19 protein-coding genes are annotated in these 20,350 nt (G+C 71.3%); 2 read left to right on the top strand and 17 right to left on the bottom strand.

Annotated features, from left to right (window positions below; genetic code table 11):
• Nucleotides 1–366: 366 nt before the first annotated feature.
• From FF041_RS30895 to FF041_RS30825, 16 genes are all read right to left on the bottom strand, one after another.
• A complete protein-coding gene (locus FF041_RS30895) occupies nt 367–1,746 on the bottom strand; it encodes a hypothetical protein (RefSeq protein ID WP_153525852.1) in 1,380 nt (459 codons plus the stop codon).
• A gap of 155 nt (nt 1,747–1,901) precedes the next feature.
• The gene (locus FF041_RS30890; protein WP_153525851.1) at nt 1,902–2,597 is read right to left on the bottom strand and encodes an OmpA family protein; all 696 of its coding nucleotides are present in this window, start codon (nt 2,595–2,597) and stop codon (nt 1,902–1,904) included.
• Nucleotides 2,597–3,205: a hypothetical protein gene (locus FF041_RS30885; protein WP_153525850.1), complete on the bottom strand. Its 609-nt coding sequence runs from the start codon at nt 3,203–3,205 to the stop codon at nt 2,597–2,599. The genes FF041_RS30890 and FF041_RS30885 overlap by 1 nt, the downstream gene beginning before the upstream one ends.
• A gap of 39 nt (nt 3,206–3,244) precedes the next feature.
• Nucleotides 3,245–3,628, bottom strand: a complete 384-nt coding sequence (locus FF041_RS40450; protein ID WP_194292245.1) for a hypothetical protein — start codon at nt 3,626–3,628, stop codon at nt 3,245–3,247.
• Nucleotides 3,629–3,767: 139 nt separating this feature from the next.
• On the bottom strand, nt 3,768–3,893 hold the full coding sequence (locus tag FF041_RS40445; protein WP_194292244.1) for a pilus assembly protein TadG-related protein: 126 nt from the start codon (nt 3,891–3,893) through the stop codon (nt 3,768–3,770).
• Nucleotides 3,894–3,952: 59 nt separating this feature from the next.
• Complete coding sequence (locus FF041_RS30875) at nt 3,953–4,210, bottom strand: hypothetical protein (protein ID WP_153525849.1); 258 nt, start codon at nt 4,208–4,210, stop codon at nt 3,953–3,955.
• Nucleotides 4,211–4,474: 264 nt separating this feature from the next.
• A complete protein-coding gene (locus FF041_RS30870) occupies nt 4,475–5,431 on the bottom strand; it encodes a response regulator transcription factor (protein ID WP_228388753.1) in 957 nt (318 codons plus the stop codon).
• Between the two features lie 38 nt (nt 5,432–5,469).
• Entirely contained in the window at nt 5,470–6,990 is a 1,521-nt protein-coding gene (locus FF041_RS30865; RefSeq protein ID WP_228388752.1) for a sensor histidine kinase, read from the bottom strand.
• A gap of 104 nt (nt 6,991–7,094) precedes the next feature.
• The gene (locus FF041_RS30860; RefSeq protein WP_153484865.1) at nt 7,095–7,982 is read right to left on the bottom strand and encodes a DUF5936 domain-containing protein; all 888 of its coding nucleotides are present in this window, start codon (nt 7,980–7,982) and stop codon (nt 7,095–7,097) included.
• 14 nt (nt 7,983–7,996) lie between these two features.
• Nucleotides 7,997–8,938, bottom strand: coding sequence for a type II secretion system F family protein (locus tag FF041_RS30855; protein ID WP_153525847.1), 942 nt, complete (start codon nt 8,936–8,938; stop codon nt 7,997–7,999).
• 172 nt (nt 8,939–9,110) lie between these two features.
• The gene (locus FF041_RS30850; protein WP_153526022.1) at nt 9,111–10,451 is read right to left on the bottom strand and encodes a CpaF family protein; all 1,341 of its coding nucleotides are present in this window, start codon (nt 10,449–10,451) and stop codon (nt 9,111–9,113) included.
• A gap of 105 nt (nt 10,452–10,556) precedes the next feature.
• Entirely contained in the window at nt 10,557–10,922 is a 366-nt protein-coding gene (locus FF041_RS30845) for a TadE family protein (RefSeq protein ID WP_153525846.1), read from the bottom strand.
• On the bottom strand, nt 10,919–11,344 hold the full coding sequence (locus tag FF041_RS30840; protein WP_228388751.1) for a TadE/TadG family type IV pilus assembly protein: 426 nt from the start codon (nt 11,342–11,344) through the stop codon (nt 10,919–10,921). The genes FF041_RS30845 and FF041_RS30840 overlap by 4 nt, the downstream gene beginning before the upstream one ends.
• A gap of 328 nt (nt 11,345–11,672) precedes the next feature.
• Nucleotides 11,673–12,920: an AAA family ATPase gene (locus tag FF041_RS30835; RefSeq protein WP_153525845.1), complete on the bottom strand. Its 1,248-nt coding sequence runs from the start codon at nt 12,918–12,920 to the stop codon at nt 11,673–11,675.
• A 7-nt stretch (nt 12,921–12,927) separates the two neighbouring features.
• On the bottom strand, nt 12,928–13,641 hold the full coding sequence (gene cpaB, locus FF041_RS30830; protein WP_153481791.1) for a Flp pilus assembly protein CpaB: 714 nt from the start codon (nt 13,639–13,641) through the stop codon (nt 12,928–12,930).
• A gap of 495 nt (nt 13,642–14,136) precedes the next feature.
• Entirely contained in the window at nt 14,137–14,970 is an 834-nt protein-coding gene (locus FF041_RS30825; protein WP_153526020.1) for a hypothetical protein, read from the bottom strand.
• A 416-nt stretch (nt 14,971–15,386) separates the two neighbouring features.
• Between FF041_RS30825 and FF041_RS30820 the strand changes: the two genes are divergently transcribed.
• Both FF041_RS30820 and FF041_RS30815 read left to right on the top strand, forming a co-directional pair.
• Entirely contained in the window at nt 15,387–17,084 is a 1,698-nt protein-coding gene (locus FF041_RS30820) for a chitinase (protein WP_323393200.1), read from the top strand.
• A gap of 298 nt (nt 17,085–17,382) precedes the next feature.
• A complete protein-coding gene (locus FF041_RS30815; RefSeq protein WP_153525844.1) occupies nt 17,383–18,726 on the top strand; it encodes a M14 family metallopeptidase in 1,344 nt (447 codons plus the stop codon).
• 139 nt (nt 18,727–18,865) lie between these two features.
• Here the strand turns inward: FF041_RS30815 and FF041_RS30810 are convergent, their stop codons facing one another.
• On the bottom strand, nt 18,866–20,338 hold the full coding sequence (locus tag FF041_RS30810) for a GntP family permease (protein WP_153525843.1): 1,473 nt from the start codon (nt 20,336–20,338) through the stop codon (nt 18,866–18,868).
• Between the last annotated feature and the right edge of the window lie 12 nt (nt 20,339–20,350).

Raw genomic sequence — 20,350 nt, 5'->3', positions numbered from 1 at the left:
TCCCGGGGTGCGGGGTCCGTCCTCAAACGCCGGACGGGCTGGTTCTGCCGGGATCGGCGGGCGGGCGGGTTGAGGTCTCAGGGGAGGGGGCCGCGCAGGGGTGGTGCCGGGACGTAAAACATGATTTGTGGCGCGAAGGAGGCCCGTCATCAAACAGGGACTGGAAACGCGCCGTAAATCATGAGTCCCGGCACCACCCCGGAGCGGACCCCGGACCCCAGCACACCACACCCACCCGAAGCACCCGCACCCGGAGCGGACCCCGGACCCCAGCCCGAAGCACCCCCGCCCAGGCCCCCGGAGCGGACCCCGCACCCCAGCCCGAAGCACCCCGAAGCCCCCGGCAAGGCGCGGCCCCCGGACCGCTCAGTGTGCGCGGGACTCCCGGGTCGGGGCGGGGGAGGCGTGTCTCCCCCGGCGGCGGCCTCTGCCCAGACGTGCCCGTGCGGTCCAGCCGAGCAGGCCGAGCAGCAGGAGCGACCCCAGTCCGATCCCGGTGTAGCCGACGGCCGTGAGCAGCGTCTCCCGGGCGTCGTCGTCATCGGCCCGGCCCGGCAGCGCGGCCTCCCGGTCCTCCTCGGTGACGCCGAAGCCCTCGGCGAGCGGATCTCCGTCGTACGCGGGCGGTTTCCCGGGCTCCCCTTCGATCTCCGCCCGCAGGGTCACCGGAAGGGCCCGGGAGACCTGCCGGTCAAGGGTGACCCGGACGTAGTACCAGCCGGAGAAGCGCATCGCGCTGGTGCCGTCCTGGTCCGAGGTCCGGTTGGCGAACGCGGCGCGAACGGTGTTGAAGGAGACCTTGGCCGGTCTGCCCCGGTAGGGGGTCACGGAGTCCCGGACGAAGCCGCGGGCGGTGTTGAAGGCCGTCACGCGTAATCCGTCGCGCACCGCGGACGGCTTCGGGGCGGTGGGCCCGCCGAACTCCGCGTCGAGGAAGAGCCGTTGCCCCCAGTCCAGCGGAACCCGGTAGAACCGTGTCTCTCCGGGGTGGAGCGTGTCCTGCCAGACCCCGTGCCCGATCGTGCCGGCGTCGTTGAACCCCGATCCGCCGGTGACGCGCCGAGGGTCCCCGGTGACATCGTCCGGGCTGTGCGCGTGCCAGGAGGCCGGTGCCGTGGGCTCCGCCGTCCCGCTTCTGAGACCGGGCTCGGTCATGTACTTCAGCTCGACGGTCCAGTCTTCGGCACCGGAGCCGCCACCGGAACCGCCGCCGGGGCCGATCCACTCGACGGAGTAGAGGTACTCCCCCGCCTCCTGGCACTCCCGGCCCGTTCCGATACGGCGGGTGGAGTAGTCGGCGGTCGGCAGGGGCGTGGTGCCGCCGAAGGTGATGTCGTTGCTGTCGCTGCACTCCGCGCCGTCCGGTGAGCGCAGACTGACGCGTATGCCGTCCGTCGCGCCGACCTCGCCGCCGGCCGGTGGGGCGAGCACCGCGGAGACATAGGCATTGGCCGTGGCGTCGAGCTCGACACGGTAGAACTTGCGTTCCCCGGCGGAGATGGTGTCGAGGTAGGTCCCCGGTGTCAGCCGGGGTCCGGCGACCCCGGCCGAGGAACTGCCCCGCACGGTCTTGGCGCCGGGGTCCGTCTGATAGGCGGCGAGCCGGCTCGTCGCCCCGGCGGGCGCGGGCGCCTGGGCGAGGGCGCAGGATATGCAGAGGCCGATCCCCGCCCCGAGCGCCCTCACCCCCGCCGTCGATCCGCCGGCCGCCGACCCGATGGCCGTCGCCGTCCTGCCCCGCCTCATCCGCGCGCTCCTCGGCCCACTCGTTCGACAGTCGGCCCGCAGCGTACTGCGGGCCGGTCACATGACGTATCACCGGCGTCACATGGGTACGACAGTGCCCGCGGCGCCCCGGCCGCACACCGGAGGCGCGGTACGGACCGGACGCCGGCGCCCGCTCAGCCGGCCGAACCCGTGGGGAAGGAGACCTCGACCCGGCGGTTCTTGCGCCGGCCTTCCTCGGTGGCGTTGTCGGCGATCGGATAGTCCTCGCTGTAGCCACGGACCTCATAGGAGACTCCGGGGTCGTTCAGCTCGCCGCTGAGTACGCCGTGGACGGCGACGGCGCGCTTCTTGGAGAGCGTCCGGCCGTGCGGGTAGGTGCCGAGATTGTCCGTGAAGCCGAAGACGCGGACCGTGCGCGGGCGGTTCTTCCCGATCTCCGTGACGATCGCCGCGATACGGCTGTTCGCCTGGGGGGTCAGCCTGGCGCTGTCCTTGCCGAAGAGGACCTCCGCCTGGAGCGCGAACTTGAGCGAGGTGGGGGTCTCCTCGCGGCGCTCCTCCCCGCCCTCCGTCTCGACGATGGAGACGATGTCCAGCACCCGGGACTGCGCGAGGGTGGCGCCGTCCCGCATCCGCAGCCCCGGGTCGTCGCCGTCGATCTCCGGGGGCGTGTAGGCCGTCTGACTGCCCGGGGGCAGGTTCGGGTCGTCCTCGGTGGCGGCCCCGGGCGCGGTCCCCGGTGCGGCGGGCGCCGCTCCGGGCGCCGCCGACGCGGCGTACAGCGGGAATCCGGTGAGCAGCACCGCCACGGCGAGGGAGACGGCGGCCGGTCGCCGTGCGGTCGTACGCCGTCGCGCGATCCCGCCCATCAGCCGATCTCAATCGTGGCGCTGGGCATCAGCGGGATCTGGAGGTCCAACGCCTCCGTCTCCTCGGGGGGCGCGGGGAACTGGGCGAAGAAGTCGACGCTCGCACCGGCCTCGAAGGCCCCGAGACCGGTGGTGGTCAGCGGGTAGCCCTCGGTGTCGCGCAGTACGTAGTAACGCTTCTTGCCGGCCTTGTCGATCAGGGTGACGCCACCGAGTGACGGGCCGGTCCGCTTGACCTGGTTCTCCTGCCCGTTCCACTGGACCGGCGGGATCTTGCGCCCGCTGCTGATGTTCTTGACCGTCCCGGAAAGCGTCAGAAAGCCGCCCTCGTCCCGCTCGGCGGCGCTGATGGTGAACTCGAATCCATTGGCGCCTTTGATCACGGCAAGGGTGGCACCGGCGCCGGGCTCTTCGGCACCCTCGGCGCCCTCGGCGGCGGACGGCTGCTTCGGCTGCTCCGGCCCCGACTGGGTCGACTCGGCACCGGTGTTCTTCCGGTCCGAGCCGTCGTCACCGCCGCCGCACGCCGTCAGGGAGAGCGACAGCGCCGCCGCCACAAGGACAGCGGTCGCCGCCCGGTGGCCCTTGGCTCCATGCCGAATTCTCATCAGTGCTGTTCCTTTGCGTTCAGTGGCGTTCAGTGGCGGTCAGTCCCCGTCCAGCCGGACGGTGAAGAGGTCGGACATGTCCGGGAGATCGTCCGGCCGCGCCGGATCGATGGTGATGGTCTCGTCGCCGTCGCAGCGGAGGGCGCCCCCGATGGCCGGCTCCTCGGGGTCCGGCGGGCCGGGATCGTCGTCAGGGTCCGACGGGCCGGGGGCGTCGTCCTGATCCCCGTCGTCCCCGGGCGGGAGCGGCTCGTCGGAGGGCTCGAACGAGCACCGGGGTTCCACGACGGCGGTGGCGGTGGCCTCCGCGTACTCGCTCTCGGTGCCGGGCAGGATGGTGTCGCCCACCGGCTCCTGCGACAGGACGCGGAGGGTGTAGCCCCAGCGGCCGTCGGTCAGCGGATGACAGGTCCCCGCGACCACCGTGGTTCCATTCGCCTCGGCGAACCGGGCCGCCGCGTCGCAGCCGGCGCCAGTGGTGTCCTGCGCGCCGCCGCCCAGGAAGTCGTCGAGAAAGCCGGGGTCGAAGACGGTGTCCTCGGTCAGCTCCTCCCCCAGGAGGTCACGGGACTCCTGGCGCCGCGGCGAGGGCCGCCGCGTCCGCGCCGGACTGCGTGCCGTTACGGCTGGCCCCGGCCTGGCCGACCGCGAAGAACGCGAGCGCGAGAAAGAGCAGGCCCGCCACCATCGCGATATAGAGGGGCGCCGCCTGCCCTGCCTCACCGCCGCCGCGGGAGGTGCGCGCGCCTACTCGCCGCCACCGCCGCCACCGCCGCCACCCACGATGTTGCTGACCTGGGTCCTCAGTCCGTTGGCGATGTCCTCGGCCACGCCGGAGCCCACCAGGGCCGCGATGATCGCGGCCACCAGAACGATCACGCCCACGTACTCGACCGAGTCCTGCCCCGCGTCGCGGCGGTTCTTCATCGCGTCGGCGGCGGCGGCCATCCGTGCCGCCACATACAGACGGGTCCTGACCACGGCCTTCAGCGTCACGTTCGACATTGGCTTTCCCTCCGGCGCCGGTGGTGCGGTCACCGCCCGGCTGGTACGAGTCCATGACGCCGCCTGCCGTACCCGCCTCCTGTCGGCCGGTCCGGATGGCAGCGTGAGAAATGTACGCCGGGAGAACGTTCTCGGGAATGGGCCCCAGGACCCAACTCCGGTACCCGTCATGGAATTGGTCCGTTGGCCGACGAATCGCCGGGGGGCGTGATCCGGCGGCCGTGCCGCTGTCGGGGGCGGCCGGGGAGAGCTGCTGATGCTCGGTCATACCGGTCCGGCCCCCCGTCGCGCGAGACCGTGCCAGATGGCGATGGCCTCGCCTCTGCTGGCCGCGTTCAACTTGGCGAAGATGCGGTTGATGTGGTTCTTGACCGTCTTGAGGCTGATGAAGCAGGAGGCGGCGATCTGCTGATTGGTCAGTCCGGACGCGATCAGCTCCATCACCTCCGCCTCCCGCCGGCTCAGTTCGGTGATCACTCCCCGAGGCCCTGCGGCCGCACCCGGCCGCACCGACGAATGTCCCACATTCGCTTCCGTAAGCGAAGGCTGTTGAGCAAATTCACGGAACTCGGCACCAGCGTGTGCGTCATGCATGGATTGGCTGGTCGGGCGGGCTTGGGAGACCGCTCTCCAGCCGGTGCGGTCCGCCGGGGATATTTCGTTCTGTGAAGCAAGGGGATATCCCGGGGCATCGGACACGGCACCGGGAGCCTCCGGCGGCGATCCGGCGGGGCGGACGGGCGGGCGCGCGGCCGGGCCCCCGAGCACCCCCGCCGACAGCGCGGCGGCGGCCGAGTGCGAGAAGGCGGGCCGCCCCGCCCTGATGTCGTGGACCGCCGAGACCAGTTGTTCGGCGGTGAACTCGCCGTGGACGAGATAGCCGCCCGCGCCGAGCCGCAGCGCCTCATGGACGACCTCGCTCTCCCGGCTGTAGGTCGTCATCAGCACCGGGGCGAGCCGGACCAGCCGGGGCAGCGCCGAGATGCCGTCGACCTCCGGCATCCGCACATCCAGCAGCACCACATCCGGGCGGTGCCGTAACACCGCCTCGTACGCCTGGCGTCCGTCGACGGCCTCCGCGACGACGTCGAGATCGGGGCGGCCCTGCAGCAGTGCGGTCAGACCGGCCCGTACCACCGGGTTGTCGTCGGCGACGACGACCCGCAGCGGCTGAGCGGTCGGGGGCGGTTCCGGGCCAAGGGGGTGGTGGCCGTCCGGCATGGCCGCAGCCTCCTCTCGAAAAGCGGGGACGGGGGTTCTCATGTGAGCAGCGGCGACTGACGGCGGTCCGCCGCGGGACCGGGGGACCGGCGCGGCGCACCGGAGTCGGGCGGGACGGACCGGGGCGGCGGGGCAGGGAGAGGGGCGGGGAGAGGGGGCCGGGCGGGACGACGGACCCGCTCGCGCACGGCGGACGGGTCCGGCGGGTCCGGCGGGTCTGGAAGGTCCGGCGGGTCTGGAAGGTCCGGCGGCTTTGGAGGGTCCGGCGGGTCCAGCACCTCCAGCCGCTCCGGTGGCCATAGCGCCGCGAGCGGCAGCTCCAGCCGTACCTCCGTACCCCTCGCCGCCCCTCCCCTGCCGATCCTGATACGCGCCCCGATCGAGGCGGCCCGCTCGACCATGCCCACCAGGCCGAAGTGCCCCGATCTGCGGAGCCCGTCGAGCGTGGTGCCCGGCGGCAGGCCCACACCGTCGTCGTACACGCTGATCCGCAGCACATCGCCGCTCACCCCGGCCGAGACCTCCACCCGGCCGGGCCGGCCATGGCGGTGGGCGTTCTCCATCGCCTCCGACGCGATGGTCAGCAGCTGACGGGCGACGGCCGGCGCGACCGGGGGCGCGGCCTCCGCGCCGATCCGGCGGAAGACGGCCCGTACCCGGCCGCGGCGGGCGAAGTCCTCCGTACGGGCCGCGAGTTCGCCCAGCACATCGATCCCTCCGTCGAGCCCGGACTCCCTGCGCAGATCGGAGAGGAGCTCCCGGGACTCGGCGGCGGCCCGGCGGGCCGCGCGCGCCACCAGTTCGGCCTGGCGTCTGACCGTGAGCGGATCCATCCGGTCCGCGGTGTAGGCCAGTCCATCGGCGGCCAGCGCCAGCCCGTGCAGGGTCTTGGCCACCGAGTCGTGCATCTCGCGGGCGAGCCGCGCCCGCTCCTGCTCCACCGCGCCGCCGACCGCGAGCCGGGCGCGGGCCTCGGAGAGCGCCTGACCGGCGGCGCCGAAGCCCAGCATCAGCCGGCGCAGGGTGCTGCCCAGCGCCCCGGCGAGCGCGCACAGCCCGGGGAGCAGCAGCGCGGTGAACCGGGCGTCGGCCTGGTCGTTGACCGCGTACGCACCGGCGACGATCAGCGACTGGAGCACGGCGGACACCGCGGCTCCGCGCCGGCCCGAGATCAGCCCGGCGAGCAGCGGGGTGCAGATGGTGACGTACGCGAGCGTGGAGTCGGGCGACGCCGTGATCAGCAGCAGTGCGCCGAAGGCCATGTCGACGCCGAGCAGCCAGGGGTGCCGCAGCAGTACGGGACCGAATCGCTCCCAGTCACGGAGCAGGGCGTACGAGGTCATGAAGGTGATCAGGACCGCGGCGCCGACCAGCCAGCGGGCGGGGCCCGGCGCGGTGCCGGCGAGGGCGAAGGGGACCGCGAGGGCGATCATCGCCAGCCGGAAGCCGAAGACCTGGCGGCAGAGCGCCTGAAGGGCGTTGACCTGGATGGGGAGCGAGGGCGTCCGGTGGTGGGCCGGGTCCGGGTTCAGGTCCGGGGTCATCGGGTCCGGGGTCATAGGGGGGTCACCTCCCGTTCACCGCTCATCGGCGGGCGTGGGTCGTCGTCGAAGGGAACAGTCGGCGGGGGCGGCCGGTCGGGGGCTGCGGGGACCGCCCGGATTCAGCCTCCCAGCACCTCCCCCAGATCGACCCCGGAGCCGTAGTAGAAGCTCATGACGATCAGGATCATCGTCGCCGGAAGCATGATCAACGTGACCACGAGAGTGGATTTGGGCACCGCGCGGGCCGCGTCCCGCCGGGCGTTCTGCGCGTCGGTGCGCCGCATGTCGGTGGCGATCTGTATGAGGGTGTCGACGATCGGCGCGCCGAGCTCCTCGCCCTGCTGGAGCGCGGTGACGAACATCGACACCTGGTCGGAGTCGTTCCGCGCGCGCAGCTGGTCGAAGGCGTCCCGGCGGCTGACCCCCATGTCCATCTGGCGCAGGGTGATCCGCAGTTCATCGGACCAGGGGCCTTCGTACTTCTCCGCGACCCGTTCGAGGGCCTGCCGGAAGCCCAGTCCGGCGGAGACGACCACGGCGAGGACGTCGAGGAAGTCGGGCAGGGTGCGTTCGATGTCCGCGCGCCGTCTGCGGATGGCCGCCCGGATGATGACATCGGTCCAGAAGACCCCGAAGACCAGCAGAAACGCGGCGAGCGCGAACTGTCCGCGGAGCAGCATCGACAGCGCCGCCACCACCCCGAGGAAGGTGTAGACGGCCCGCCGCGCGGCATAGCGGTCCACCGTCATCCCGCCGGGGTTGCCGGCCATGTCGAGCCTGCGGCGGAGGGCGTCGACCCGTTTGGGCCCCATGGTGCGCAGCACGGCGGGGGCGTACCGCATCCCGAGCCGGTCGATGCCGGAGCCGACCGCCGTCGTACGGGTGGCTCCCACTTCCAGCGCGAGCGCGAGATCGCCGGGGAGCTTGGCGTCGGCGCGGTACATGCGGATGCCGTGGAAGACGCCGTACACGGATACGGCGAGCAGCGCGGCGAGCAGCAGTCCCATGGTGTCCTCCTCTCTCAGACCTGGATCCGCGAGACCCGGCGGATGAGGAACGCGCCGAGTCCGTACAGCCCGAAGGCGATGAGTGTGGCGGCCTGTCCCACCACCGATCCGGTCATCTTGTCCAGTGCGCCGGGGGTCATGGCGTTGATCATCAGCAGAAAGCCGAGGCCGAGCAGGGGCACGGCCAGGGCGGTGACCTTGATCTGGGAGAGCGTGGTGGTGACCTCCCGGCGGGTCTCCTTGCGTTCTTCCAGGGACTGGGTGAGGTTGCGCAGCGAGGTGACGACCTGGCCGCCGGCCCGGTTGGCGAGGATGAGCGTGGTGACGAGGACGATGAGTTCGCGTGAGGGCAGCCGGTCGGCGAGTTCGCCGAGCGCGTCGTCGAGGGACTGGCCCACGGCGAGCTGGTCGGCGACGATGCCCAGCTCGTGCCCCGCCGGGTCGTCGAGCTCCTCGGCCGCCATGGCGAGCGCGGTGCGCAGCGCCAGACCCGCCTGGGTGGCGTTGGCGAGGACCCGGGTGAACTCGGGGAGCTGGTTGATGAACGCCTCGGTGCGTTTGACGCGCTGCCATTCGAGGAAGGCGTGCGCGCCCCAGAGGCAGAGGACGGCCGCGACCACGCCGAAGAAGGGGGCGAAGACCGCGCCGACGGTGAAGTAGGCGGCGAGCAGCACCACGACGACGTAGACGGCGTATTCGCCGGGGGTCAGATCGAGGCCGGTGACGGCGATCCTGCGTTCGATGCGCCGGCCGAGCCGGGTCGCGCGCAGCCTTCTGTCGATCCGGGCGAAACGCCGGCGGCGGCCGGCGAGGGCCGGCAGCTGTCCGGTCTGCGTCATCCGCTCGACCAGGGCCTGATGCTGTGCCCTGCCCGAGGAGTAGATGTGCACGCCGATGACGCCGAGCACACCGGCGAGCAGTGCGACTCCGGCGGTCAGAAGCGGGAGATTGTCCATGTCGGGCGGGGACCTCTTCGCTGGGCTTCGGAACGGTCGGGGCGGTCGGGGCGGTCGGAGCGGTCGGAGCGGATAGGGCGGTCGGAACGGTGGGGGCGGATGGAGCGGTCGGGGCGGTCTGCCGCCGGCGCCGGCACCCGGGTCTCGGGGTGATCCGGTGGAGTGGGCATGCCTAGAGGACCGTTCTCCGTACGGCGAGCTGATCGTCGGATTCGGCGATGCCGAAGGCCGGAGGCAGCGGCTCGTTCTTCAGATAGAGGCGCTCGGCGATCCGCCGGGGCACCGGGTAGTACCCGAACACGCCGTGGACGCGTCCATCGGCGGCCATGGGCTGGGCGTGGAAGCGGCAGACGGAGACGAGGCGGTACTCCTCCCGGCCATGGGAGTCGACCACCGCGATCTCCGTGACCCGGCGGGAGCCGTCGGCGTGCCGGGTGAGCTGGACGATGACGTCGACGGCGCTGTTGATCTGGTCCTTGATCGCCATGAAGGGGATCTCGACCTCGGACATCGAGGCGAGGGTCTGGAGCCGCATCAGGGCGTCTTCGGCGCTGTTGGCGTGGACGGTGGCGAGCGAGCCGTCGTGGCCGGTGGACATCGCCTGGAGCATGTCGAGCGTCTCGCCGCCGCGTACCTCGCCGACGATGATGCGGTCGGGGCGCATGCGCAGGGAGTTCCGTACGAGATCGCGGATGGTGACCCGGCCCTTGCCCTCCACATTCGGCGGGCGGCTCTCCAGGGTGATCACATGTGGCTGCTGGAGCTGGAGCTCGGCGGAGTCCTCGATGGTGACGATGCGCTCGCCCTCCGGGATCAGCCCGGAGAGGGAGTTGAGCAGGGTGGTCTTGCCGGTGCCGGTGGCGCCGGAGACGATCACATTGAACTTGGCCCGGACCAGCGCGGCGAGCAGCAGCATCATCTGCTCGTCCAGGGACCCCAGGGCGATCATCTCCTGGAGGGTGAAGGCGCGCGGGAAGCGGCGGATGGTGAGGATGGGCCCGCTGAGGGAGAGCGGCGGGATGATGACGTTGACCCGCTCTCCGGAGGGGAGGCGGGCGTCGACCATCGGATTCGCCTCGTCCACCCGGCGGTTGACGGTGGAGACGATACGTTCGATGGTCTGCATCAGCTGATCGGCGGAGGAGAAGCGGAGTGGAAGCATCTCCAGCCGTCCGCCGCGCTCGACATAGACCTGCTCGGGGCCGTTGACCATGATCTCGCTGATGGAGGCGTCTTCGAGCAGGGGCTCCAGGATGCCGAGGCCGAGCGCCTCGTCGACGACCCGGCGGATGAGCTGGGAGCGCTCGACGGTGGAGAGCACCGGGCCCTCGCGGCTGATGATGTGGCCGAGGACCCGCTCCAGCCGGGCCCGCCGCTCGGCGGCGGCGAGGGAGGACATCTCCGCGAGGTCGATCTCCTCCAGCAGCTTGGCGCGGTAGACCATGACCAGGCGGTTCTCCTCGCCGTGGCCGTTGACCGGCTCGGGGCTGCCGATGCGGGCCCGCAGGCTCATGTGCTTCATCTCCCAGGTGTCGCGCGGTCTTTCAGATCGTGCTGTGGTACGTCCCCTGCGGTGATCCGGGGGCTCTGTGGCCGTCCCGTCGGCCCGTCGGTCCGGTCAGTCGCAGGGCATGGTGACGGCCCGCCTGGCCGGGTCGAAGCCGAAGACGGGCAGCAGCTCGGGGACGGGCACGGTGACGGTGACCGTGACCTCGTCGCCGCAGCCCGCCTCCTCGATGGCCGCTTCGGCGGCGAGCCAGTCGCTCATCGCCGCCTGGCCGACCGGCTGGCCCTGGCCCGCGCCGTCCTTCTGCGCGGCGGCCCGGGCGCCGGCGCGGGCGGCGGTGCCCGCCTGCTGGACGGCGTAGGCGACCAGTCCGAGCTGGATGGCCGCGATGGCCACCAGGAGCAGCAGGGTGATCACACCGGCGTACTCGACGGCGGCCTGGCCCCGGTCGGCGGTCCGTGGTCCGGGCCGTCTCATGAGGGGTCCTCCATCGGTGCGGCGGCGTCGGCGGGGACCTCGAAGGGGAAGTTCACCGCGCCCGGGAAGAGGATGGGCACGGGGAGGTCCACCGAGACCCGGAAGAGGTCGCCGTCGTCCTGGCAGTCGATGTCGGCGGACTGCCAGGCGTCGGGGAGGTCCTCCCGGGCCGCCGCGCCGCACGCGGCGACGCCCGCGACCGCGCCCGCGCGGGCCCCCGCGTCGGCCGCGTTGCCCGCCAGCGAGAAGGTGTAGCCGATGAGCGCGGCCTGCCAGAGCAGGGCCAGGGTCACCAGGATCACCGGCAGCGTGCCCGCGAACTCGACGGCGGCCTGCCCTCGGTCGTCCAGGCGGTACACCGCCCGCATCCGGCCGAGGACCCGCGCGCCGGACGCGCCCGCCCCCGCCGGAACGGGCCGCATACGGCCCCGAAGCCACCCGCCGGACGCCGCCGCCCCCGCCGGAACCGGCCGTACCCGGGGTACCCGCATGCGGCCACGGAGCCACCCGCCGGACGCCGCCACCCCCGCCGGAACCGGCCGTACCCGGAGCCCGAGCCGCCCGCCGGGTACCCGCATACGGCCCCGGAGCCACCCGCCGGACGCCGCCACCCGCGCCGAAACCGGCCGTACCCGGAGCCCGGGCCACCCGCCCGACACCCGCTCCCCGGGCGTCCGCCCGGTCCGCCCCGGCCCCGTACGGCCAGGCTGTACGTGCGACCTCATCGTGCCCCGTACCCCCTCACCGTCATCACCTCGACCGTGCCCTCCGGACGCTGATCGAACCCCGGTCCCCACGGAATCTGCCCTGCTTCTGCCCGTCTTCCGTCACCCGGACCAGCCCCAGCTCCCCCGCCAGCCCCCACAGCGCCTGCTTGACCGTGGATTTCGCCTCCAGGTCCTGCATCCGCCCGGCGTCGACCACCGGCTGGAGTTCCTTGTAACCGGCGGGGACGGCCGTCTTGGCGACCCGGGTGCCGGTGATCTTCTCGATCAGCTGGGGCTGGATCTCGGTGGTGCGGTTGTAGCGGTTGACGACGGTGATCGTCTCCTCCGCCTTACGGATCTGGAGCCGGTCCCAGAGCCGGACCATGCGCTTGGCGCCGCGGACGGAGACCACGTCCGGAGTCGTCACCAGCAGTGTGGTATCAGCCATTTCGACGGCGGCGGCGTTGGCGCCGTTCATCTGCGTGCCGCAGTCGATGACGACGACCTCGTGCCGGTTGCGGAGCGCGCTGACGATCTGGCGTACGGCGCGGTCGTCGACCTCCTCGCCGCGCTCCCCGTCGCCCGGCGCGAGCAGCAGCCCGATCCCGGTCTGGTGAGCGAAGAGGGCTTCCTGGAGCACCCGGGGCGAGATGTCCTGGATGCCGGCGAGATCGGCGATCGAGCGGCGGAACTGGACATCGAGGTAGGAGGCCACGTCCCCGGCCTGGAGATCGAGATCGGCGAGGGCCACGGTGCGTCCGGACGCCTGGGCGGCGAGAGCGAGCTGTACGGCGGTGACGGTGACGCCCACCCCGCCCTTGGCTCCGCTGACGGTGACGACGGTGCCCCCGGGGCCGCTGGGCGCCTCCGCGCCATGGCCCAGATGGCGGCGCACCCCCGTCGACCAGCCCGCCGCCGCCTGGACCCGCTGGGCGAGCTCGTCGTAGGACAGGGGCAGGGCGATCAGGCCGCGCGCGCCGGAGTCCATGACGGCCGAGTAGAGCCCGGGTCCGGCGTCCACCGTCACCAGGATCACGCCCACGGCGGGGAAGCGCAGCGCCACCTCCCGGATCAGTTCGAGCGCGGGGACGGGGCCGATCCGCTCATGGACCAGCACGACTTCGGGCAGTTCGTCGAGGGAGTCGGCGGCCAGCCGGGCCAGCAGGTCGAGCAGTGAGGTCGAGTCCCCCACCGGGGCGGCCGGTTCGGCGTCGGGCAGCTGGCTCAGCAGAGTGGTGATGGACCGGGCCGCGTCGGGTTCGCCGACGGCCGGGAGGATGCGTGTGGTCATACAGCCCTCACCTGTTCTTGTCTTCGTCGAGGGTGTAGGTGCGGTCGCCGGGGCGCAATGTCGCCGGGCTGCCCTTGGCGAGAAGGGCGAGCCGCACGGTCTCGGCGAAGGACTCGGCGTGGGCGACCCGCTGGGCGTCGGCGGCGGTGAGGGCGAAGGTGATGGGCACGGCCTCGCGGCGGACGTCCCGTCGGTCGCCGTCGCGGGCGTCGATCGGGGTGAGCCTGCCGACGTCGATGACCCGGGCGTTGGAGACAATGATCCGCGACTGGTCCGGGGCGCCTTCGGTCTTTCCGGCGAAGGTGGCGAAGATGTTCACCAGATCCCCGGGGGTGATCTTGCCCGCGACCCCGGTGGCGGAGTCGATCATGATGGCGATCTCCTGCTCGCCGGATTCCAGTTCCGGCCGCTCGACGAACATGTCGCTCTGGAGCAGGGAGCCCTTCTTCAGCTGGGTCACCGCGATCTTCCCGTGCACCGTGGACACATCGGTGACGGCGCTCTTCGAGAGCCAGCGCTCAGGCATGCTGATCTTCTCGAACTGGTTCGGCCGGAGTGCGGTGTACGGGGCCACATCGGCTTTGAGGCGGTAGGCGCGGACCTCGGGGCCGACCTTTGAATTCACGTCGTTGATCACCGATATCACGCCGGCGAAGGCGCCGAGTGCGCACACCACCGAGAGAAGCAGAAGGATGACGCCGCGTCGTTGGCGTGAATTCATGAGCTGGACAACCTCGTTCGCTGACGTGACCGGGTTCGCCGACCTCTGACTCAGCCGGCTTCGCTGATCTGACGGGCTTCGCCGGCCGGTCCGGATCAGCCGGACCGGCCGGTTTCACGGGCTCGGTGGACGGTGTGCGCCACGCGGATCTCCACGGATCCCGGCGACAGCGCGTTCAGGTGGCCGGTCGGCCGAAGGGTCCGGCGGCGGGGCGGCGGCGGACCCCAACAGACGAGCGGCGGACGGGTGCGCGCCGCGCCGGGTACAGCAGGGACGCCCCGTGTCCGGCGCTCCGGCCACCGCTCCCGAAGCCCCCGAAGCCCGCGAAGCCCGGAAACCGCCAGGTCCGCCACCCCGCGAGGCCCGGAGCCCGCCGGTCCCGGCGCCCGGGAGGTCCCGCGTCGTCGCGCGCCGCCACCAAGAGCCGGAGCCGGGGAGACCGGGCGCGGCCGTCCCGGACGGAGAACAGGGCGGCCGGCTCCTGCCGTACACGGCTCACGGCCCGTGGTACGCCGGGGTTCCATGCCTCAGGACCTCGGCGTCCCGGCCCTGCTGCTCGGCCGCCGCCAGCGGCGCGGCGCAGAAACCGCAGCGGTCGCCGATGAGTTCAATGCCGCACCAGGTGCACACCTCTCTCCGGACGGAGGACACCAGCTGATACAGGATGGAGATCTCGGACAGGAAGGCGGCGAACTCGATCAGCCTGCCGGTCCCCCACCAGCCGGGCGAGCCGGCCGGCAGCGCGGTCTCCTCCAGCCCCTGCGACTGCCACTCCGGCAGCAGCGTCCGCTCGACCCAGTCCGACTGGAGCTGCCCCTTCGCCACGACCAGCCGGGTCGCGAACCCCGGTCCGCTCAGCCGTCCGGAGGCGCCGACCCTGATCACCTCGGGGGCCGGATGGGCGAGCACCCCGAACTGGCTGCCCGGCAGCCAGGACTTGGCGTGCGAACGCAGGCCCACCGGCACCCGGTCCAGCCGGGTCACCGAATTGAGCAGCGCCCCCGCGTAGACGTAATGGGAGAGCAGCCGCGCGGCGGAGGCGATGACTCCGGGGCCGAAGTCGCAGATCGACAGCTGTCGTAACTGCCGTACGAGTACGGCGACTCCGAGCGGCGGGAGATCCAGTTTGAGGAGCGCGATGCGATTGCTCTCCAGTACGGACCGGACGGTGTGCAGCCGCCGTTCATGGGCGAGCGGAATGGACGACGGATACACGGCGACCACATAGCCGTGCTGCTCCAGCAGCACGGTCATGGCGGAGAGCGCCGCGTCCAGCGGCTGATCCTGCGGCGACGGGAGCAGAGCCGCCGTGGGCGTGTTCTGGTCCATCGGCGGTAGCACCAGATCTGCGCTGGTGACAGCTATTGCGGTCGGCACGCTGGTTCCCCGTTCGGCTCCGGTCGCCGGGGGTCCCGTGACCGCAGATACGTACTGCTCGCTGCTCCTGCACGAGCACTTTATCCGCGACGGTGCAGGCAGAGAACACCCAGCAGAACCCAGAGCCCCGGGCCGTGCACGCTCCGCACAGGCCAAAGCGGATCAAAGGATGACGTTCCATCACACCCATAGCGGGACTCGCCGCGCGGCCATGCGCCCCGCTTTGGCTGGAAAGCGACGATGTCTGCCCGGGACGAATCCTCGCCGGGGGCTTGACAAGCTCATTGGTCTGGACCAGCTTTACGCCCTAGCGGTGGCCACCGTTTCTCCCCCTCCTCCCCCCCAACTCCCCCCACTGGAGGCAGCAAGTGGACCGCATCAAACACTCGCGGAGATGGCTCGGCGGAGCTCTGGCTCTCGCGGTCGGGGCCGGGCTCTCCGTCACCGGCATGGCAGGAACCGCACAGGCGGCCGATATCAATGTCGCCAAGAACGCCGGTTTCGAGTCGGGACTCTCCAGCTGGACGTGTTCCGGCGGCAGTGGCGTGAACGTCTCGTCCCCCGTGCGCACCGGCGCGTCCGCGCTCAAGGCGACCCCGGGCGGACTCGACAACGCGCGCTGCTCCCAGACCGTGGCCGTGAAGCCCAACTCCACCTACCAGCTGAGCGCCTGGACCCAGGGCGGATACGCCTACCTCGGCGCGAGCGGCACCGGCACCACGGACGTCTCCACCTGGACGCAGGGCGGCAGCGGCTGGAGCCAGCTCTCCACCAGCTTCCGCACCGGCGCGAGCACCACGTCGGTGACCGTCTACACCCACGGCTGGTACGGCACCCCCGCCTACCACGTGGACGATGTGAGCGTCTTCGGCCCCGACGGGGGCGGCGGCCAGGACCCCGACCCGGTCGTTCCCCCCGCGCCCACCGGCCTGGCCCTGGGCACGGCGACCTCGTCGTCGATCGCGCTCAACTGGGGTGCCGCCAACGGCGCGACCGGCTACAACGTCTACCGCGACGGCGCCAAGGTCCAGTCGGTGACCGGCACGTCGGCGACCGTGACGGGCCTGACCGCGAACACCTCGTACCAGTTCCAGGTCACGGCGACCAACAGCGCGGGCGAGTCCCCGAAGTCCACGTCCGTCACCGGGAAGACCTCGGACGGACCGATCAGCCCCGACCCGGTCGTGCCCAAGCACGCGGTCACCGGCTACTGGCAGAACTTCAACAACGGCGCGACCGTGCAGAAGCTCCGCGACGTCCAGAACGCCTACGACATCATCGCGGTGGCCTTCGCGGACGCCACCAGCACCCCCGGCGAGCTGACCTTCAATCTGAGCCCGGCGCTCGGCTACGCCAATGAGGCCGAGTTCAAGGCGGACATCGCCGCGAAGAAGGCCGCCGGAAAGTCGGTCATCATCTCCGTCGGCGGCGAGATCGGCAATGTCACCGTCAACAGCGACGCCTCCGCGACCGCCTTCGCCAACAGCGCCTACGCGCTGATGCAGAAGTACGGCTTCAACGGCATCGACGTCGACCTCGAACACGGCATCAACTCGACCTATCTGACGAAGGCGCTCCGCCAGCTCTCCGCCAAGGCGGGCCCGCGCATGGTGCTCACCATGGCCCCGCAGACGATCGACATGCAGTCCACCAGCACCGAGTACTTCAAGCTGGCGCTCAACGTGAAGGACATCCTCACGGTCGTCAACATGCAGAACTACAACAGCGGCGCGATGCTCGGCTGCGACGGCAAGGTCTACTCGCTCGGCTCGGTCGACTTCCTGACCGCGCTCGCCTGCATCCAGCTGGAGAACGGTCTCGACCCCTCCCAGGTCGGCATCGGGGTCCCCGCCTCGACGAGGGGCGCGGGAAGCGGCTATGTGAGCCCGACCGTCGTCAACAACGCGCTGGACTGCCTCGCCCGGGGCACCAACTGCGGCACTTTCAAGCCCGCCAAGACCTACCCGAACATCCGCGGCGCCATGACCTGGTCCACCAACTGGGACGCCACGGCGGGCAACGCCTGGTCGAACTCCGTGGGCGCGCACGTCAAGGCCCTGCCGTAACCCCAGGAGGCCGGTCCCTGCCGTAACCCTCCGGGACCGGCCCCGTGGAACCCGTCGTACGGACCGTCCGCCTCATGCCCGGGGCCGTAGGGCCGTACGGCATCAACAGCGGCGCCATCGCTTTCGCGGTGGCGCCGCTCCGCGTTGCGCTCCCCCGTCCGGCCGCCGCCCCGGGCCGCGCCCGAAACCCCACTCTTGACCTGACCATGTCATGGCCGCACCATGTGTGCCCACACCGCACCATCCCCAGAGTCCGAATCGTGCACCTGTTCCCCCCGCTCCCTCTCCAGGAGACAGCATGCGACTACGCATACGCGGCAGCGGCCGGAAGGCCGCCACCCTCAGCGCCCTGCTGGCGCTCGCGGTGGCGGCCCCCTTCACCGCGAGCGCGGCGCCACCGGACCCCAAGGCCCCCTCCACCGCCCCCTCCGTGGCCGACGACGAGCGCATCCGGCAGTACGAGATCAAGGGCAAGGCCACGGTCGCCTCCCGGACCGCGATCGCCGCGACCGGGGTCTCGATCGACGAGGCCGACAGCCACTCCACCGTGGTCAGCGCCGACACCGTCCAGGCGAAGCGGCTGCGCGCGCTCGGCTACCGGATCACGGAGCTGCCCGGACCGCCGAAGCGCGCGGGCGACGGCCCCGTACAGGCCCTCGACTTCCCGCCCGCGGACTCCCGGTATCACAACTACGCCGAGATGAGCGCCGAGATCGACCAGCGGATCGCGGCGTACCCGAGCATCATGAGCAAGCGGGGCATCGGCAAGAGCCACCAGGGCCGGGACATCATCGCCGTCAAGATCAGCGACAATGTCGCCGCCGACGAGAGCGAACCGGAAGTCCTCTTCACCCACCATCAGCACGCGCGGGAGCATCTGACCGTCGAGATGGCGCTGTATCTCATCCGTGAGCTGGGCGAGGACTACGGCACCGACTCCAGGATCACCAACGCCGTCAACGGCCGGGAGATCTGGATCGTCCCCGACGTCAACCCGGACGGCGGCGAGTACGACATCGCCACCGGCAGCTACCGCAGCTGGCGCAAGAACCGCCAGCCCAACACGGGTTCGACGGCGGTCGGCACCGACCTCAACCGCAACTGGGACTACCGCTGGGGCTGCTGCGGCGGCTCCTCCGGCTCCTTCAGCTCGGACACCTACCGCGGCCGGGCCCCCGAGTCCGCGCCCGAGGTGAAGGTCATCGCGGACTTCGTCCGCAGCCGGGTCGTCGGCGGCACCCAGCAGATCAAGACCGGCATCGACTTCCACACCTACAGCCAGCTGATTCTCTGGCCGTTCGGCTACACCACGGCCGACACCGCCCCGGGCATGACCCAGGACGACCGCAACGCATTCGCCGCGGTCGGACAGAGCATGGGGGCCAGCAACGGCTACACGCCGGAGCAGGCGAGCGATCTCTACATCACGGACGGCTCGATCGACGACTGGTTGTGGGGCAACCAGCGGATCTTCGCCTACACCTTCGAGATGTATCCGGGCAGCTTCGGCGGCGGCGGCTTCTATCCGCCCGACGAGGTGATCGAGCGCGAGACCAGCCGTAACCGCGACGCGGTGCTGCAACTGCTGGAGAACTCGGACTGTATGTACCGCTCCATCGGCAAGGAGCAGCAGTACTGCTGACGCCGGGCGAGCCCCCGTTCCCGTACCTGCGCGGTACGGGAACGGGGGCTCGCGCGTGCGCTGGGACCACCCGACCACCTGGGAACGGGGGCTCGCGCGCGGCTGGGACCACCCGGGGGGACAAGCGCCCCAGGGCCTGCTACACCACCAGGCTGAGCGCCGCCGCGACGGCGAAGCCCGCGACCGAGAGCACCGACTCCAGGACCGTCCAGGTCTTGAGCGTGTCCCGCTCGGATATCCCGAAGTACTTGGCGACGATCCAGAATCCGCCGTCGTTGACATGCGAGGCGAAGATCGAACCGGCCGAGATGGCCATGATGACCAGCGCGAGGAACGCCTGGGAGTGATCCGCGTTCTCCACCAGCGGCAGCACGATTCCGGCCGTGGTGACGATCGCTACCGTGGCCGAGCCCTGGGCGACCCGCAGCACCAGCGAGATCAGATAGGCCAGCACGATGATGGGCAGGCCCACGTCCTCGAAGGTGTCGGAGAGCGCCTGGGCCACACCGCTGGCCTTGAGCACCGCGCCGAAGACCCCGCCCGCGCCGACCACCAGCAGGATGTTGCCGACCGGCTTCAGCGAGGAGGTCGACACCTGCTCCAGGGACTTGCGCGACCAGCCGCGCCGGATGCCCAGCAGGTAGTACGCGAGGAGCAGCGCGATCGTCAGCGCCACGAACGGGTTGCCGAAGAACTCCACGACCGAGCGGAGCGTGGACGGGTCGAGGGCGATGGAGGAGAAGGTGGCCGCGAGGATCAGCACCAGCGGTGTGCCGATGATGAAGAGCCCCGTGGAGAGCGCGACCGGCGACTCGTCGGCGGCCCCGCCGTTCCGGACGCGCTCGGCGGCGACCGCCGCCTTGGCCTCGTCGGCGGCGTCCAGCATGTCCTGCGGGACCTCCACGAAGACCCGCTTGCCGATCCAGTCGGAGAACACCCAGGCGGCGGCGACCGCGGGCAGTCCGACGACGACGCCCATCAGGATGACCCAGCCCAGCGACACATCGAGCAGACCGGCGGCGGCGACCGGGCCGGGGTGCGGCGGCAGGAAGGCGTGGGTCATCGACAGACCCGCCAGCAGCGGCATGGCGTAGAGGACGATCGACTTGCCGGATCGTTTCGCCGCCGCGTAGACGATCGGGGCGAGGACGAAGATGCCGACGTCGAAGAAGACCGGGATACCGAAGATCAGTCCGGTGAGTCCCATGGCGAGCGGCGCGCGCTTCTCGCCGAAGAGGTCGAGCAGCCGTTTGCTCAGCGCCTCGGCGCCGCCGGAGACCTCCAGGATCGCGCCCAGCATGGTGCCGAGGCCGATGATGATGGCGACATGGCCGAGGATGCCGCCCATTCCGTTCTCGATGACGGATTCGGCCGCCGAGCGCTGGACCGTGCCGAAGAGCTCGGTGACGGAGAGCCCGGCCGCGAGGCCGACGGCTATGGAGACGGCGAGCAGCGCGACGAACGGCTGGAGCCGGACCTTGATGATCAGAAGGAGAAGGAGGGCGATGCCGAGGGCGGCGACGGTCAGCAGACCGGCGGTGCCGTCGATGAGCAGGAGCAGCCCTCCGGTGTGAGGTGGTGCCTCCGGAGGAACTTCAGCGGCGAGGAGCATGGCTCAACCCTT

It is taken from the genome of Streptomyces jumonjinensis (assembly GCF_009600885.1).
Taxonomy (GTDB): domain Bacteria; phylum Actinomycetota; class Actinomycetes; order Streptomycetales; family Streptomycetaceae; genus Streptomyces; species Streptomyces jumonjinensis.
The sequence above is the reverse complement of the archived record's forward strand: the minus strand, read 5'-3'. Positions and strand labels throughout refer to the sequence as shown.